Source organism: Agarivorans sp. JK6 (assembly GCF_045277145.1).
GTDB classification, from domain to species: Bacteria; Pseudomonadota; Gammaproteobacteria; order Enterobacterales; family Celerinatantimonadaceae; genus Agarivorans; species Agarivorans albus.
Map to the genome: position 1 here is coordinate 4,341,670 of NZ_CP113525.1, position 17,740 is coordinate 4,359,409.

The following is a 17,740-nucleotide window of genomic DNA, read 5'->3' on the forward strand; positions in this document are numbered from 1 at the left end:
ACACAATGATTAGAACTTGGTTAAGTCATAAAGGCGATGCGCCGATACAGGGCGACGAGCAGCAAATTGGTCCATGGTTAGAACAAGAAGCTGGTTATATCTGGATTGATATTGACTTGCGCAGCTTTAGCCATGCCAAAGCCGAGCAATTACTAAAACGCTTTGCGTGCCACCCTTTAGCAATAATCGATACTTTTCGCCCCCGTCACCCACCGAAAATAGAGCTGTTTGACGAACAAATATTCATGCTTTATCGAGGCATTCAGCACTGTATTGGTGATTTAAAATTTGAGCATATGCAACTGGCCATGTTTGTAGGCAAAAACTATCTCATTACTCTGCACGATGGTCAGTCGCAGGGCATAGAAAACCTGTTACAACAGCCCTTTCATAAATACTTACAGCACCCATTAAGTTTAGCCAGCCGAATAATGCACAGTGCCTCAACCTTGTATTTAAACCAGTTGCTAGAGTTTGAAGACCAACTAAGTGAATTAGAAGAGCAATTAAGTAGTCATGGAGACGACCAATTACTCAGCACAATTACTCGCTATAAAACCGACATTCTTCGACTCAACCGAATTTTTAGTTACCACCTCAGCCTAAGTAAAAAGCTACTGCATCTCGAGCAAGAACAAAGTGTAAACCACATAGCGATAGACCAACCGGTGCTGCAAGACTTACACGAGCGCTTCGAACGTTTGCATAGCCTTAGCAGCATGTATTACGACATTTGCGGTGATTTAGTGGATGGTTACTTATCGATAAGTTCGCACAAACTTAACAACACCATGCGAGTATTAACCTTAATTACCGCCATTTTTGTCCCTTTAAGTTTTTTAGCCGGCATTTACGGAATGAATTTTGAAGTGATACCCGAACTTCATCACCCAAATGGCTACTTCATTTTGCTAGGCACAATGCTGTTAATTGCAGTATCACTAATTGCCATATTTAAATGGAAGCGCTGGTTTTAGGCTGCCGTAAGCCGCAGTGCTACCATCTACTTATGTGCATCCAAATCATCTACTTACCCCAAAAGTAACACGTCAGGTTTCTTTACATCTTTTTTCTCAATCATATGTCAAATAGCATAAGGTCATGAAATAAAAGTAATTTTTTATTGGCTTAAAAATTGCTGTCGAAATCACATCTAAAGATGTGATTTTTAGCCAAACAAGGGATAAAGAAATTGAAAAAAGCTAAGTTAATACTATGTAGTTTAGTATTTGGATTACTTACCAACCTATCGGCGCAAGCTGGCGTGATTCTTTCGGCAGTAGATGTTAGTACTAATATGGGCACTCGCTTTGCTGGAGATATTAACAATACGATTGATCAATCGGGCCTTAATACTACCTTTGTAAGTGGTGTAACTGACTTTGATACCTACAATCCAAGTAGCCAATCGGTTATTAATACCGCACCGAACCAGTGGTGGGGCGCAACCGATACCTTAGGCTATACCGATTTTGACTTAGGTGCAGTTTATAACCTTCACCGTTTTGCACTATGGAATGCCAATTTCATCTTTGGTGTTAAAGATTTCAGAGTGTTAATTGACGATAACGCAGCGTTTTCTAGCGCGCTTGATTTAGGCTCTTTCACCGCCAACTTTGACCAAGCTACTGGTCAAGTATTTGATTTGCTAGATGGTATTGGCCGCTACGTCCGAATTGAACATCTATCTATCCACAGTAACTCAAGTAACATTAACGAAGTGGCCTTTGATGTTAGCTCATTTTCTCCTGTGACTTCGGTACCAGAACCTAGCACTTTAGCTATTTTCGGTTTAGCTTTTGCCGGTCTAATGTTTAGACGTAAACAGCGCTAAACATAACCGCTATTCACCAACAAGAAACCCGCTTCAAGGCGGGTTTCTTGTTATTTAGTTTGACGAAGCACTTACTCGCCTATTACGCTGAATTGATGCCAATACCGCACTGGCCATCACCAGTAAAACGACAATCAAAGACACTGCTGTAGGGATCGCCCACACCGTTTCAACTAAAGCCATTTTCACCCCAATAAACACCATGATTACTGCCAATGCTGGGCGCAAATATACAAACCTATCTATCATGCCCTGCAATACAAAAAACAAGGAGCGCAGGCCCAACAAGGCAAATACGTTAGCGGCTAATACCAAAAATGGCTCTTGAGTCACAGCAAAAATAGCCGGTATTGAGTCCAGCGCAAACAACACATCCATCAAAGCAATGGCGCTAATCACACTCGCCATAGGAGTAAACCAGCGTTTGTTATCCAGTTTCACCCACAAGACATGGCCATGATACTGATCGGTCACCGGCAATATCTTTGCCAGCAGCTTATTAGTTTGAATTTGGCTATCGGAGTGTTTTTCTGGCAAGGCTAGTTGTATGCCTGTCCACACTAAAAAGGCCGCAAATACATACAATACCCAGTGAAAGCTTGCTAACAATTGGCTGCCAACTGCAATCATCACACTGCGTAACAACAGTGCACCAATCACTCCCCACAACAAAGCACGAGGGCGCAACTCAGCGGGCACCTTAAACTGGGAAAATATCACAGTGAATACAAATAGATTATCTACGCTTAGCGACTTTTCTAATAAGTAACCGGTGCTAAAAGCCATTGCTGCCTGTTGCGGATTATAACTACTGTTTGGCGCATACCACTGCCAACACCACAGTATAGAAAGGGCAAACGCCAAAGCTAAGGCAAACCAAAACACACTCCACAGAGCGGCTTTTTTAAGGCTGATATTGCCATTTCGAGTTTGCCAAACGTCCACTAGCACCAACGCCAAGGTGGCGAGTGCAAATACAAAGTAAGTGATAGAGTTCATTACTGATCCTCAGGGGCAAAGGATCTAGTCTTTATGGGATAATGCCTAGACCTTCACAAACAAACACGCTTAACCTTTTGGCTAAGCACCTTTGTGTTGGTCTCGTCGAGATACCTCTCGGTACCTTCGCATGCCGGATAGGTAAGACACCTAACGGGATGACGACATGCAAATTTTCATCAACTACTCCCCAAGACGCCGCGATATTACGCCTAAAACTTGCCTCACGCTAGAGTTATTTTGCTTAAAAATAAGACTATAATTTAAGACTTATTTTTCATTAACTTACAGCACATTAGGTCACTAAATAGGAGCATTTTCGCGCCGCTAAACTTAGCTATCAGCTATCCCACATAACGTCACACTGTTTTTTAAGCGCTGAGCTGAGTAATTCAATTAAAGGTTGAGCACGAGTATTTAAACTAATCACAGGTTCCAATTCGGCGTCGTTCTCATCAGCGTTAGATTGTTCTGCCTGAGCTTGTGCAGCAAGCTCTAGCTCAGCTTTTAATTGGCTTAACGCTTCGGCAACATCTTCGGCCCGTATCGCTCCCGGCACACTGCCACTGTGTCCCATCATTTTTAACAGCGCTAAACCAATATCGCCAAACATGGTGACATTTGCGTAAGCTTTACATCTGAATGTAATTAACATGGGTATTTACCTATTAATAAATCAACACAAGGCTAGCAGCATAAAACGAATCGCTAATGCTTTCTTTAAGCAAAACGACATTGTTGCTTAACACACTACAATTAAACCCTTTATGGTTTTGTTTTCGCACTTAGCTCATCACGATAATAATTACCCAGGGTATATTGTCCAAAAGCGGGCGCGATGGAATCTTGCCCCATCACGGTAAGAAAAAACTCTGCTGGTCCGCCCCATTTCTCTGGAAGTCGCTTAACAAAACTAAGAGCAATGCGCCGGATAAAATCTGGAAGCTTAATCGATTTTGACGGCTTGTTTTGCGCTTCAAATGCCAATAGAGCCATCTGGTTCATCGACAATACTTCAGGTCCGCCTACGTCTAATTCTGATTCACGCCGAGCTATTGCATCGATGCAAAACCTTGCTAGATCTTTGCCATGAATAGGATTAGCTCGCACCTCGCCATTGCCAAACATGTACACTTTCCCGCTTGCTGCCATACGATACAGTTCTGTCATATCGGAGAAAAAGCCATTTGGCCTAAGCACACAGCCTTGCAGCAATGAAGAGCTTAATAAGCGCTTGGCGAACTTCTCTTTAGCCGCCAACAAACGCACTTGCGGATACTTTTTTGCATTAAAAGCCGAGACATAAATGAATTTACTGACCGCCGCTCGTTCCGCTTCTAACAGAAGATTCAAGTTGGCTTGGTAATCCACGTCCAAATAAGTCAGGCCATCTTGTTGTCGAGTAATACCCAAACAGGAAATCACCACATCTACATCGTCGCAGATGCCTTTTATGGCTTTTGGCTCGGTGACTTGCGCTTGAATAATGTGCTGCTCGGGTACACCTTTATCCAGCAGCTTAGTGCGGTTTCTCGCAACGGCTTTAAAATCTATATTGTTGGTCAATAGCTGCTCAACAATGTGCAGACCTAAATAACCTGTGGCCCCAACCAACAATACTTTTTGCCCCTTATCCATCGGTTTTATTCTCCACCTTTTGCTTAGTTTCTAAGTCAGGGCGATAAGGCTCTTCTCGCAATATATGGCTAATGAGTAGTTTGAGATAAAACAAAGGCAGAAACCACGCTAACCCCGGCGGAGCATCAAACACGGTTAAGGTAAGAACCAGCGCAAACGAATACAAGATCAAGGCCACCGGACGCTGCAAATACAGCGGCGTTTTTAATACCCACGCACAAGCGACAAGCATATAAGTACCGGTTAGCAAAACCCACCACACATCCAGCTGCAGAAAAGCCCAACTGAATAGGCTTAGCTGCACAAAATGCAAAGCTATAAAACTCATATGTTGTTTAAAGCCTTGTCCATCGCGATGAAACCAGCGCTTAGCACTGGAAGTAGCATTAGTAATAATGCCGCCAACAATATCAACCGCAAGCATACCCGCCACAACAAACTGAAATACACTCCATCCCAGATCGCCATACCATGCCCACAACAGCAGAGCTGCGCTCGATACAAAAGGTACATACAGTTGCAAAGCTTTCTCCGCATCAGTAGCACCAGGACCAATAAAGCTATCAACTTTCCCCTTCACGCCTGCTCTCAATTCGGGCAGCTGCCAATCAATATTCATAACCTTCACCCTATTTAGACCACTCGGTCTTTTTAAAATAAAACCAATCCACACAAAGGTAAAGTTTTATTTTGTCCAAATGGTCTAAAAAAATAACCCATGTTATAGTGCTAGGCGTAACAAAGAGCTAGAGAATCAAATGCCAAAGCTGATAAATCACGATGAAAAGCGCAAAGAGATTGCGTTAAAAGCCACAGAGATATTTCTCGAATATGGCTACAAAAATATTGGAATGCGCCAACTGTGTGAACAGCTAGGCATGAGCAAAAGCGCTGTCTATCACTACTACAAAAGCAAAGATCAGCTTTTTATTGCAGCCACCGAAGCCATTGTAAGTGTTGATGCATCAGCGCTAATCGATGCACCACTAGCGCCCCAGGCCAAGCTTGAACAGCGCTTAGAAAACTTTGTCATTATATTTCGGCAAATGGCGCCGCGATTCTTCAAAGAAATGCAACTTGTTGCCGACTATATTGAAGTGATTGGTGAGGCAAATGTGGCCAACGATGCATGCATGCAACTGGCTAATCAGAACTACTTAGAGCTTCTGGCAAGCTATGTATCAGAAGAAGCTAAAGATAGCCTTTACACGCTTATGCTGGGCTTGCTAAACCATCAAATAATGGCAGGAAAACCCTTAGAGAAAAGCTACATAATAAAGATGGTGAGTGCGCAACTAAACAACTAACAAGAGCGCCAAATTAGCGCTCTTGTTAAGTGGTGTTACTCAAGCTCCAAATACACTTTATCCAGCAAGGACATGGCTAAGTCGTTATCGTAATAAGCCGCTTCGTTAATAAACGCTGGATATACTGTTTTCTCGCCTTGATAACAAATGTCTTCGCCCGTAAAGGTTCTAAAAATAGGGTCACCAGTATTAATTGGCTGGTAGTCATTGTCTTGCACATTGCTGTGCACCATCGCTAGTCGTTCACCCTTGTCGTTAAGCGGCAGCTTAATGCTATCGAGATACAAAAAGGCTTCAACTTGTTTAGGTAGCTCGGGTAAATCTTGTTGATTATGCAGCTCTACAAAATCAAGAATATGCCCGGTCATTTGCTCCATCTGCTCTAGCACATCTTGGCGCAACACCGATTGCGGCTGCGGCCCTACCTCAATTAAAACGCCATATTTACCACAACTTGCGAGGAAGCGATGATTACACATATCTTCTTCCGGCTCATCCAGAAACACTACGGCTTCTGGCATCTGCATAGTGACGTAAGCGGCAAGTTGTTTGTAGAAAGACGTCTGCTCTAACAAGATAAGGGTAGGTCCCATGTTAGAGGTGGTGTTGTGCAAGTCGATAACCAAATCCATGTTCGGTTTTGATTTGGGGCCAAGCTGCTGGTGCAGCGCTTTAGCGCGTGATTGCTCATAATTGGCCAAACTAAAATCAGCCAAGTTACTGGCGCTAAATTGGCGATTTAAATCGGCATCAATGTAGCGTTTGTTTTCACCATGCGCTTTAGGGTTGGCAAATACAGTTTCTACTTTGAGGCTAGGACGGGCAATAAGCTGAGGATGTTGCTGCCATTTATTTATTAAGTACACCCCACTAAATTCATTACCGTGGGTGCCACCTACAATGGCAACATTGTTAATCTTCGACAAGTGCAGCTCTCCTTTTATACCAACCAGCAAACAGCAAACAGCAAACAGCAAACAGCAAACAGCCTTGAGCTTAAAAGGAAATGCGCTTTGACTCAAGCCAAAGCGCCGTTGCTGCTGACTATTCTTCTTGCTCTTGTTTACTAATACGGTAAGCCTTAGGCGTTAACTCTAAGTCTTTCTTAAATACCGCATACATGTATTGCAAAGAAGGGTAACCACATAGCTCCGCAATGTCGGAGGTGGAAAGCTCGGTATTACGCAACAAACTCATGGCTTGTTCTAACTTGGCACAGTGAATTTCTTGGTGAACCGAGTGGCCAATATCATCTTTAAAGCGCTTTTCTAGGTTTGAGCGCGAGACTTTTACATAATCTAATACTTGCTCAACCTTAATGCCTTTACAGGCGTTATGGCGAATAAAGTGCATCGCTTGAATAACGTAAGGGTCTTTCAGCGCTTTGTAATCGGTAGATTGGCGCTCAACCACTTGCTCTGGGCCTACCAGCTCACGCACTTTACGTAATTCTTGCCCTTGCAGTTGGCGGTGCAATAGCTTGGCCGCTTGGAAGCCCATTTTACGACAACCTTGCGCTACCGAACTCAAAGATACTCGGCTTAAATGGCGAGTTAAGTCTTCATCATCAATACCAATAATCGACACTTTGTCTGGCACGATGATCCCCAAGTGATCACACACTTGCAGCAAGTGGCGCGCTCGCGCATCAGATACCGCAACAATGCCTACCGGTTTAGGCATAGATTGAATCCAATCAGCCAGGCGGTTCATTGCATACTGCCAAGACTCTGGGGTGGTCTCCATGCCGCGATAAACCGCACACTCGTAACCATCACCTGCTACCAATTGTTGGAAAATAGCTTCACGCTCCATCGCCCAGCGGTTGCCCTCATTAGGCGGCATGCCGTAGTAAGCGAAGTACTCCAAACCCTTGGCTTTTAAGTGCTCATAGGCTGAATTAACCAAAGCACGGTTATCGGTGGCCACGTAAGGAAAATCGGGGTATTGCTCTGGGTTTTCGTAAGAGCTGCCCACAGCCACCACTGGCACACGTAGGCCAGTTAGGGCTTTTTCAATTTCTGGGTCGTCGAAATCGGCAATAATGCCGTCGCCTACCCAATGTTGTAGTTTGCTGATCCGACAGCGAAAATCTTCCTCTAGAAATATATCCCAATCACATTGTGATGCCTGTAAGTAGTCGCCAATACCTTTAATGATCTGACGGTCATAAACCTTATTTGCATTAAATAACAATGTAATTTTGAAACGTTTATCAAACATGTGGGGCTCCTAAAAGCACGGTGCCAATCAAGATTTAATTTAATATCTAAAAAAAAGGGGCCGAACGCTACTGTGAAAAATCGTAATGTGATTATGATCATGCACATTTCAAACGAAACTGTGAACTCAGGCACGCCATGGAAAAACGCTATTCCTCTGGTAATTTTCGTAATTGAGCCAAGTTTCCAATCCGCGGCAGGATGAGCTCATATTTAAAACACTTTTGCTGCCGCTTAATTACATTGTAGTTTCGCCGAGCAGCTCGCGTCCAATAAGGAACTTCTATGTATATCGGTATTGATTTAGGCACCTCTGGAGTAAAAGTTGTGCTGCAGGCTGAAAACGGTGACATTTTAAGCCAAGCCACCGAAAACTTAACAGTATCTCGCCCTGCGCCGCTGTGGTCTGAGCAAGCTCCGCAAGACTGGTGGCAAGCCACTCAAGATGCACTTAGCGCATTAAGCAAACAGCACTCGCTAGCAGAAGTTAAAGCGATTGGCCTAAGTGGCCAAATGCATGGCGCTACCTTACTGGATGCCCAAGGCGAAATTTTACGCCCAGCCATTTTATGGAACGACGGCCGCAGTGCGGCTCAGTGTGAAGAAATCGAGCGCATCGTACCTAACTCTCGCGATATTGTTGGCAACCTGATGATGCCAGGTTTTACCGCGCCTAAACTGCTTTGGGTTAAGCAAAACGAGCCGGAAATTTTTGCCAAGGTAGACAAAGTACTACTGCCTAAAGATTACTTGCGTTACTTGCTGTCGGGCAACTTTGCCTCTGATATGTCAGATTCGGCCGGCACCATGTGGTTAGACGTAGCCAAACGCGACTGGAGTGATGACATTCTAGCGGCCACTGGCCTTAGCCGTGAACACATGCCTGAGCTATTTGAAGGCAGTGAGGTTACCGGTAACCTTAAAGCAGAACTCGCCGAGCGCTGGGGCATGCCCGCCGTGCCATTAGTAGCAGGTGGTGGCGATAACGCAGCTGGCGCTGTAGGTGTAGGCATCACTAAACCTGGCCAGGCGATGTTGTCTTTAGGCACCTCTGGTGTTTACTTTGCAGTAAGTGATGGTTACCTAAGCAACCCCGAATCAGCCTTACATAGCTTCTGTCACGCACTACCAGGTGCTTGGCATCAAATGTCGGTCATTCTTAGTGCCGCTTCATGTTTAGATTGGGTAGTTAACTTAACTGGTCAAGCAGACGTGCCAAGCATGTTAGCCGCTGTAGAAGCCGCGCCAGAAAGTGATAACCCAGTGTACTTTTTACCTTACTTATCAGGTGAGCGTACGCCGCACAATAACCCAGAAGCTAAGGGCGTATTCTTTGGCATGACCCATTCAACTGGCCCCTTAGATTTATGCCGCGCGGTCTTAGAAGGCGTGGCTTATGCCTTTGCCGACGGCTTAGACGCATTGCATGCAACGGGCTTAAAACCAGAAGAAATCACCTTAATTGGTGGCGGTGCGCGCAGTCAGTTTTGGCGTCAAATGCTGGCCGACGTATTTGGCCAAGCCGTAAGTTACCGCTTAGGCGGCGAAGTAGGCCCAGCACTAGGTGCTGCACGTTTAGCCCAACTTGGGGTAACCGAGAACCCAGATCTAGCCGCCATTTGCCCAGTGCCAGAGTTAGTTGAAGTTCACCAAGTGAATGCCGAGCGCCATGCCGTTTACGCGAAACGCCGCGAAACTTACCAAGCGCTTTACCCAAAACTAGCACCACTTTTTTAAGCAATAAACCCAACGAACAGCCATAGCCTTGCTATGGCTGTTCTGCCAGCTAAGTGAACACATCTGATAAATCCGCATTTATCACATGTGCTCACCACGGCCCATTGAACGTAGTAATACGGAAGACAAATACTATGGCAAAGAACTATCGCGTAGCGCTTCTTTTGAACGCTAACATGGCTTACGACCGAGGCATCATTACCGGCATATCGTCATTTGTGAAAAATGGTGCTCCTTGGAGTTTGTTCATTGGAGAACAAAATCTATTTTCGGTGGACGATTTTAGTAAGTGGCAGGGTGACGGCGTAATTGCCGACTTTGACCACCCAGAAATTCGCGATGCGATTAAGTCTCGAAATATCCCAGTAGTAGGCATTGCCAGTAGCGAAACCGTAGCGAATACCATGCAAGATTACCCGGTGGTGATGTCTGACAATAAACAGATCATCAATATGGCGGCTCGTTTCTTAAAAATGCGCCGTTATACCCATTTAGCATTTTGTGGTTACCCCAACCGCCCCTTTAATGACTGGTCGGCCAACCGCGAGCAGCTGCTGCGCGATTGGTGTGAGCGTAACCAATGCGCCTATAGCCAGTTTAGCGCTAAAGATAACATTGATACCTGGGACAGCGACTTACAGTGTTTAGTTGATTGGCTTAGCCGCCTACCTAAGCCAGTAGGGATTATTGCTGCCAACGATGTGCGCGCTCGCCAACTGAGCTACGCCTGCCAGCAGGCTAAAATAAACATCCCCGAAGAAGTCTCTATCATGGGGATAGACGATGACGAACTAAACTGCACCTTAAGCTTGCCTACGTTAACTTCGGTTCGCCAAGGTACCCGTGCCATGGGGTATTTAACCGCCTCGCTACTGCAGCCGCTAATGGATGGCAAAAACTTAGTTAAACGCCACCACTTTGTGCAACCTGAACGGGTTATCGGCCGCGATTCTACCGACTTCTTCCATTTTAAAGACAACCTAGTGCGGGGCGCGTTAAGCCTTATTCGAATTAACCAAGGCAATATTAAGGTAAAACAAATTCTGGCCGAACTAGGCTGCTCTCGTGGCGCTATCGACAACAAATTCCATGAAGAACTAGGCATGTCGCTGCACGCCTACTTGCTGGATACCCAACTTAATTTGGCGCTGGAGCTATTGGTGGATACCGAGCAAACCTTAAGTGAGATAGCTAAAGTGGTGGGCTTTAGTAGCCCGCAGTATTTGTCTTGCGCAATTAAGAAACGCTGGAACATGACTCCCGGCATGTTGCGCGAACAAAAGGGTGTAACAAACCGAGAGCTAGCTCCACTTATTGAAGATACCGAAGAGTTAATCGAACAAGCCTAGTTTCATCAAGCTGGCATAATTAGCTGCCACTATAAGCGAGTAAGCGCAGTGATAGCCTAGCTTGTTGAGTAATTACGCTATTCCAGAGCACAACCAAGAGCTGAGGGTTTGGTAAAAACTTAACCCAACAGATCTGGTGAAGATCAAAAAAACATCATCACTGTTATTAAAACTCTGCGGTGGTGATGCGTTTCTTTTTTCAACAAATCAGCGCACCATGCAAGGGAGTGTGACAGCAACATGAAGCTTGCGTGGCCCAATTCAACAAAACGCTTAATAAAGCGTGATCTGGATCAGGGCTGCGAAAATTCAACATTAGCGCTAAAAAAAGCGTAATTGCGCTTAATTGCCAGTCTGGCACTTTAATACGGACATGAAGCTTAGCTTTGGTCAATGACCTTCAACCAATAATGAAGGCTCGCCAAACAAGCCGCACAATTAGTTTTCATTACAAGGGTCTATACATCTTATGAGTTCTCTACTTACACAGCTAAAACAATACACCACGGTTGTTGCCGATACCGGCGACTTAGACACAATGCGCAAATTCTCACCTGAAGATGCCACCACAAACCCATCGTTAATTGTTAAGGCCTTAGGTTTACCTGAGTACTCAAGCCTACTTAAAGACGTAGCCGACTGGGCTAAAACCCAATCAAACGACCAAGCCGAACAAATCGAAATGGCTGCCGACAAACTGGTAGTAACCATTGGTTGTAAGGTACTTGAGTTAGTACCGGGTCGTATTTCTACGGAAGTAGACGCACGTTTGTCATTTGACACCGAAGCCAGCATTGCTAAAGCACGCCGCTTAATTGAGCTTTACGAAGCGGCCGGCATTAACAAAGAACGTGTATTGATTAAATTGGCCTCTACTTGGCAAGGTATTCGCGCCGCCGAGCAACTAGAAAAGGAAGGCATTAACTGTAACCTTACTTTGCTGTTCTCATTTGCCCAAGCCCGCGCTTGTGCCGAAGCTGGCGTATTCCTTATCTCACCTTTTGTTGGCCGTATTCTTGATTGGTACAAAGCTAAAGACGCGAACGCAGACTTCGCTGGAGCTAAAGATCCGGGTGTAATCTCGGTTTCAGAAATCTACAGCTACTACAAAGACCACGGCTACAACACTGTAGTGATGGGCGCTAGCTTCCGTAACATTGGCGAAATTGTAGAACTTGCCGGCTGTGACCGCCTAACCATTGGCCCAGCCTTACTTGAAGAGCTAGACCAAACCGAAGCGCAACTAGACGTTCGCCTACAAGATAAAGGTGTTAGCAAAAACCGTCCTGCTGCAATGACCGAAGCAGAATTCTACTGGGCGCATAACGAAGATGCCATGGCAACTGAAAAACTGGCAGAAGGTATTCGTGCCTTTGCAGTTGACCAAGTGAAGCTAGATAACATGCTAATTGAAGCGCTAGAAGCTTAAGATTTATTAATTATTAGGAAACAGAAGATGACTCACCCTCGTCAACAATACGCTAACGCAATCCGCGCTTTAAGCATGGACGGTGTACAACAAGCTAAGTCGGGTCACCCTGGCGCACCGATGGGCATGGCAGACATTGCCGAAGTACTATGGCGCGACCATTTAGCGCATAACCCTAGCAACCCAAGCTGGAGCAACCGCGACCGCTTTATTTTGTCTAACGGCCATGGCTCTATGTTGTTGTACTCGCTACTTCACTTAAGCGGTTACGCCTTGCCAGTTGAAGAGCTTAAAAACTTCCGTCAATTGCATTCTAAAACGCCGGGACACCCAGAATATGGTTACGCACCGGGTGTAGAAACCACTACCGGCCCACTAGGCCAAGGTATTGCTAATGCTGTAGGTATGGCGCTAGCAGAGAAAATGTTAGCCGCACAATTCAACCGCGATGGTCACGATATTGTTGACCACTTCACTTACGCCTTTATGGGCGACGGTTGTTTGATGGAAGGTATTTCTCACGAAGTATGTTCATTGGCCGGCACCCTAGGTTTAGGAAAGCTAATTGCGTTTTGGGATGACAATGGCATCTCTATTGACGGCCACGTTGAAGGCTGGTTTAGCGATGATACTCCGGCACGTTTTGAAGCTTACGGCTGGAACGTAGTACGCGATGTTGATGGCCACGATCCTGAACAAATTAACGCAGCAATTGCCGCGGCTAAAGCCGACATTACTAAACCTACGCTAATTTGTACTAAAACCATTATTGGTTTTGGTTCACCAAATAAGTCTGGCTCGCATGATTGTCACGGCGCACCTCTAGGTGATGAAGAAATTAAAGCGGCTCGTGAATTCTTAAACTGGCCACACGCCGCGTTCGAAATCCCAGCAGATGTTTACCAAGCTTGGGATAACAAAGCTAAAGGCAGCGAGCAAGAAAACGCTTGGAACGACAAGTTTGCCGCGTACAAAAAAGCCTACCCAGAGCTAGCTGCTGAATACGCACGTCGCGTAGAAGGCCAGTTACCAGAAAACTGGAAAGCTGAAACTCAAGCTTTATTGCAACGCTTGCAAAACGAGCCAGCAAACATTGCTAGCCGCATGGCGTCTAAAAACACCCTTGATGTAATTGGTAAAATCTTACCTGAATTACTAGGTGGTTCTGCCGACCTTGCACCATCAAACCTAACCTTCCACGCTAGCTCTAAATCAGTAAGCGCAGAAGATGCCTCAGGTAACTACCTACACTACGGTGTACGTGAGTTTGGTATGTCGGCAATGCAAAATGGTATTGCTTTGCACGGCGGTTTTGTTCCTTACTCAGCCACCTTCTTAATGTTTATGGAATACGCCCGCAACGCGGTACGTATGGCAGCATTAATGAAGCAACGTTCTATTTTTGTTTACACTCACGACTCTATTGGTCTTGGCGAAGATGGTCCTACTCACCAACCGGTTGAGCAAGTGGCTAGCTTACGTTTAACACCAAACATGGAAACATGGCGTCCTTGTGACCAAGTTGAATCAGCAGCTGCTTGGATCAATGCAGTAGAACGTATTGATGGCCCGAGTTCGTTAATCTTCTCTCGCCAAAACCTTGCTCAACAAAAACGTAGCGGTGAGCAACTGGAGTTGATTAATCGCGGTGCTTACATTCTTAAAGACTGTAGTGGCACCCCAGAGCTTATTCTTATCGCCACTGGCTCAGAAGTAGAGCTGGCCGTTGAAGCCGCAGCCAAGTTAAGCGAGCAAGGTAAGCAAGTGCGTGTTGTATCTATGCCTTGTACCGAGCGTTTCGACAAGCAAGATGCAGCTTACCGTGAAGCAGTACTGCCAAAAGCTGTTCGTGCTCGTGTAGCTGTTGAAGCACTACAAGCCGACTTCTGGGGCAAATACGTTGGCCTAGATGGCGTAACTGTAGGTATGACAAGCTTTGGCGAATCGGCACCTGCTGGTGAGCTATTCAAACTATTTGGCTTTACTGTAGAAAACGTAGTAGACCAAAGCTTAAGCTTGCTCAATAGCTAAGATTTTTTACCTATCGAGCTAAAGGCGCTGATAATTCAGCGCCTTTTTTTTCACCTTTAAATGATGTCAATTGACAAGCAAAGCCGAAAAAGTAAGACTCAACTCACCAAACCAAAGTATTTACTCTAGCTAAACCACTGATCTTAAACAGCTGTCTATACTTGTTGTTGGGGCTTGAAAGAAACTAAAAGGACTGTTTTGCAGCTATTCTCAAGGGTAATGATAACGCTTATCGTAAGCTTGCTTGTTAGCCAAGTAAACGCGGATCCCTTACGTTTAGTTTATCCAAATTTTCCTCCCTATACTTATGCCAGTGACGAGCAACCAGCTGCTGGTAATTTTCTAGTCGACAAAATTATGCAAGTGCTGGAACAGCCCTACAAAATGGCCCCGGTGCCCAACTACAAACGCGCGCTTAGCGATGTGCAATATGGCGTGGCCGATGGCTTTTTCTTTGCATCTCAGAACAGCCAACGTGATGCTATCGCCGAGTTTTCTAAGCCCATTGTTTACAACAATTGGAGTTGGTTTTTTCGCTATGACAGTTACTTCGATCCAGACGCCAACGACTTTAAGACCGATGTAAAAGTAGCCTCAATTGAAGGTACCAACACCTTACGCTGGCTTAATACTCATCACTTCAAAGTTGTTGGCAAGCAAAAAAATGTCACAAAACTTGCGCAGCTGCTGTTTGACCTAAAACGCATAGACGCCGCATTTTTGTCGGCCGATGTATTTAAAAGTAGCCATGTTCACCCCAACCTAGTAAGTGGTGAATATATTGAAGTTGTGCAGCGTTCCGCCCCCTTTGGTATCTACATTTCCAAGGCGTACTTGGAACATCATCCCGGCTTTATGCAAGACCTCAACCGAGCCATTAGCGAAGTGCAAAACAAATACTTAGACAACACCTACTCGTTGTCGGGACTAAAGCGCAACACTGATTAAGTGCCCCTATACACTCAATAAATCAAACACTCGCAACGAATGGCTGCAATTAACTCATACCAGCATTTACCGCTAGGAAAACATGGTTTTCATGCCATACAAGATAAGATGAATAGCTTTTCATCCAGTGTTTACCGCTTAAAACACCACTAAATAGCATTACGAAATTTCACACACCCGCAATGTTATTGCAGATTTTTTGAAAATTCCTAAAAAAGCGCTGTTTAAAACGCGAGTTAGCGCACGAAAAGTAAATAGCTGAAAAAAGTCTGCATTTTTCATAATTGAGAGAAAGCTAAGCAAGGCTAACAATAAGCTCACAGAAGGAGATTGGTTCTCCGATGAAAACGCATTCTTTTTTAGGAGTAGTTCCATGGCTCAATATTTTGACCAGTTTGAAAAAATCGCATACGAAGGACCAGAGTCCACTAACCCACTAGCGTTCCGTCACTACGACGCGAAAAAAGTAATCATGGGTAAAACCATGGAAGAGCACCTACGTTTTGGTGCTTGTTACTGGCACAACTTCTGCTGGGATGGTTTTGATATCTTTGGTACTGGCACTTTCGACCGTCCTTGGCAGAAGCCTGGCAACGCGCTTGAAATGGCTAAGATGAAAGCTGACGTAGCCTTCGACTTCTTCTCTAAAGTAGGCACGCCTTACTACTCGTTCCACGACGTAGACGTAGCTCCAGCAGGTAACTCTATTAAAGAGTACGCTGAAAACATGAAAGTAATGATGGACGTTCTTGCTCAGAAACAAGACGAAACCGGCATGAAACTTCTTTGGGGTACAGCAAACGCATTCTCAAATGCACGTTACATGTCTGGCGCTGGCTCTAACCCTAACCCAGAAGTATTTGCTTACGCTGCGAGCCAAATCTTTACTGCTATGAACGCAACCAAAATGCTAGGTGGTGAAAACTACGTATTATGGGGCGGCCGTGAAGGTTACGAAACATTGCTAAATACTGATCTACGCCAAGAGCGTGAGCAGCTAGGTCGCTTGTTCCAAATGGTTGTAGAGCACAAACACAAAATTGGCTTTACTGGCACAATCTTAATTGAGCCAAAACCAGCTGAGCCTACTAAGCACCAATACGACTACGATACAGCTACTGTATACGGCTTCTTGAAGCAGTTCGGTCTTGAAGACGAAGTGAAAGTAAACATCGAAGTTAACCACGCAACTCTAGCGGGTCACTCTTTCCACCACGAAATTGCGACTGCTATTTCACTAGGCCTATTTGGTTCTATTGATGCTAACCGCGGTGATGCGCAACTAGGTTGGGATACTGACCAATTCCCTAACAGTGTTGAAGAGTGGACACCGGTAATGTACGACATTCTGCGTTCTGGTGGCTTTAAAGATGGTGGTTTAATGTTTGATACTAAACTACGTCGTCAAAGTATCGATCCAGCCGACTTCTTCCACGGCCACATTGGCGGAATGGACACTTGTGCATTAGCACTTGAGAAAGCCGCTAGCCTAATTGAAAGCCAAGAAATCAGCAACATCGTTGCAGATCGTTACGCTGGTTGGAGCGGTGACCTAGGTAAAGCCATTATGACTGGCGACTACAGCCTAGAATCTTTAGCAACTCAAGCTATTGGCGACAACATTGACCCTAAACACGTATCAGGTCGTCAAGAAGAGCTAGAAAACATTGTAAACAAACACATTTTTAGCAAGTAACACCTAGTACAATTCCTTATTTGTATTAAGTTAGCCGACGCTTAGCGTCGGCTTTTTTTATTCTGGCTCAGTAGATAACTCCGAACCTTTTACCAAACTCACCGTTAAGCTCAATGGGTCGACGCCTTCCAAACAACCTGCATTTACCCGAGTAAGCTCTGGCGCAGAACGAGGGTTGTGGAAAGTATAAATGCCGCAGTGTTTACAAAAGTAATGCTTGGCTATTTGAGTATTCCACTGATACAAACTTAAGGCCTGCTCACCTTGCAACAGCTCAAAGCTGTCTTCTTCCGCGGTTAGCATCACAGCTCCCTTACGCTTACACAAACTGCAATTACAACGCAGCGCAGACTCTAAACTAGTGCGTAGGCTAAATTTAACCGCACCGCAGTGGCACTGGCCTTGATAATGCTGAGCCATTTTCTTCTCCTTGCTACTAAGGGCAAACATAATCCGAACCATTTGGGCGTAGTCACAATCGAGCCCTGAGCTGAAAGCTTTTTAACAAAACACTTCTCAATGGCTCATCGTTGCAACAAATTAGCCAATA

Annotated in this window: 16 protein-coding genes; 9 read left to right on the forward strand and 7 right to left on the reverse strand. The window is 45.1% G+C overall.

Annotation, left to right across the window (positions count from 1 at the left end; genetic code table 11):
- Window positions 1-5 precede the first annotated feature (5 nt).
- Together OV592_RS19960 and OV592_RS19965 are read left to right on the forward strand one after the other, a co-directional pair.
- The gene (locus OV592_RS19960) at window positions 6-977 is read left to right on the forward strand and encodes a magnesium transporter CorA family protein (protein WP_406609773.1); all 972 of its coding nucleotides are present in this window, start codon (window positions 6-8) and stop codon (window positions 975-977) included.
- Window positions 978-1,192: 215 nt separating this feature from the next.
- Entirely contained in the window at window positions 1,193-1,834 is a 642-nt protein-coding gene (locus OV592_RS19965; RefSeq protein WP_152783082.1) for a PEP-CTERM sorting domain-containing protein, read from the forward strand.
- Between the two features lie 54 nt (window positions 1,835-1,888).
- Here the strand turns inward: OV592_RS19965 and OV592_RS19970 are convergent, their stop codons facing one another.
- The 4 genes from OV592_RS19970 to OV592_RS19985 all read right to left on the reverse strand — a co-directional run bounded on the left by OV592_RS19970 (window position 1,889) and on the right by OV592_RS19985 (window position 5,090).
- Entirely contained in the window at window positions 1,889-2,833 is a 945-nt protein-coding gene (locus tag OV592_RS19970) for a TerC/Alx family metal homeostasis membrane protein (protein WP_406609774.1), read from the reverse strand.
- A gap of 340 nt (window positions 2,834-3,173) precedes the next feature.
- The gene (locus tag OV592_RS19975) at window positions 3,174-3,488 is read right to left on the reverse strand and encodes a DUF1840 domain-containing protein (protein ID WP_040307216.1); all 315 of its coding nucleotides are present in this window, start codon (window positions 3,486-3,488) and stop codon (window positions 3,174-3,176) included.
- A gap of 110 nt (window positions 3,489-3,598) precedes the next feature.
- A complete protein-coding gene (locus OV592_RS19980) occupies window positions 3,599-4,471 on the reverse strand; it encodes an SDR family oxidoreductase (RefSeq protein ID WP_406609775.1) in 873 nt (290 codons plus the stop codon).
- Window positions 4,464-5,090 carry a hypothetical protein gene (locus OV592_RS19985; RefSeq protein ID WP_406609776.1) on the reverse strand — a complete coding sequence of 209 codons (627 nt, stop codon included), beginning with the start codon at window positions 5,088-5,090 and terminating at the stop codon, window positions 4,464-4,466. Before OV592_RS19985 ends, OV592_RS19980 begins: the two co-directional genes overlap by 8 nt.
- 139 nt (window positions 5,091-5,229) lie before the next feature.
- On the opposite strand from OV592_RS19985, the gene OV592_RS19990 reads away from it, so the two are divergent.
- The gene (locus OV592_RS19990) at window positions 5,230-5,778 is read left to right on the forward strand and encodes a TetR/AcrR family transcriptional regulator (protein ID WP_406609777.1); all 549 of its coding nucleotides are present in this window, start codon (window positions 5,230-5,232) and stop codon (window positions 5,776-5,778) included.
- A gap of 35 nt (window positions 5,779-5,813) precedes the next feature.
- On the opposite strand, the gene OV592_RS19995 is transcribed toward OV592_RS19990, so the two are convergent.
- On the reverse strand, window positions 5,814-6,704 hold the full coding sequence (locus tag OV592_RS19995) for an aspartoacylase (RefSeq protein WP_406609778.1): 891 nt from the start codon (window positions 6,702-6,704) through the stop codon (window positions 5,814-5,816).
- A 118-nt stretch (window positions 6,705-6,822) separates the two neighbouring features.
- Window positions 6,823-8,001, reverse strand: a complete 1,179-nt coding sequence (locus OV592_RS20000; protein WP_016401987.1) for a DNA-binding transcriptional regulator — start codon at window positions 7,999-8,001, stop codon at window positions 6,823-6,825.
- 284 nt (window positions 8,002-8,285) lie between these two features.
- On the opposite strand from OV592_RS20000, the gene xylB reads away from it, so the two are divergent.
- From xylB to xylA, 6 genes are all read left to right on the forward strand, one after another.
- Window positions 8,286-9,737 (forward strand): xylulokinase, encoded by a 1,452-nt coding sequence (xylB, locus tag OV592_RS20005; protein ID WP_406609779.1) that lies wholly within the window; start codon window positions 8,286-8,288, stop codon window positions 9,735-9,737.
- A 134-nt stretch (window positions 9,738-9,871) separates the two neighbouring features.
- Complete coding sequence (locus OV592_RS20010) at window positions 9,872-11,086, forward strand: XylR family transcriptional regulator (RefSeq protein WP_016401989.1); 1,215 nt, start codon at window positions 9,872-9,874, stop codon at window positions 11,084-11,086.
- A gap of 469 nt (window positions 11,087-11,555) precedes the next feature.
- Complete coding sequence (tal, locus tag OV592_RS20015) at window positions 11,556-12,515, forward strand: transaldolase (protein WP_016401990.1); 960 nt, start codon at window positions 11,556-11,558, stop codon at window positions 12,513-12,515.
- 27 nt (window positions 12,516-12,542) lie between these two features.
- Entirely contained in the window at window positions 12,543-14,546 is a 2,004-nt protein-coding gene (gene tkt, locus OV592_RS20020; protein WP_406609780.1) for a transketolase, read from the forward strand.
- A 219-nt stretch (window positions 14,547-14,765) separates the two neighbouring features.
- Window positions 14,766-15,494, forward strand: coding sequence for a substrate-binding periplasmic protein (locus tag OV592_RS20025; RefSeq protein ID WP_406609781.1), 729 nt, complete (start codon window positions 14,766-14,768; stop codon window positions 15,492-15,494).
- Between the two features lie 373 nt (window positions 15,495-15,867).
- Entirely contained in the window at window positions 15,868-17,190 is a 1,323-nt protein-coding gene (gene xylA / locus OV592_RS20030; protein WP_016401994.1) for a xylose isomerase, read from the forward strand.
- 57 nt (window positions 17,191-17,247) lie between these two features.
- Here the strand turns inward: xylA and OV592_RS20035 are convergent, their stop codons facing one another.
- Window positions 17,248-17,610, reverse strand: coding sequence for a GFA family protein (locus OV592_RS20035; protein WP_406609782.1), 363 nt, complete (start codon window positions 17,608-17,610; stop codon window positions 17,248-17,250).
- Window positions 17,611-17,740: the final 130 nt, after the last annotated feature.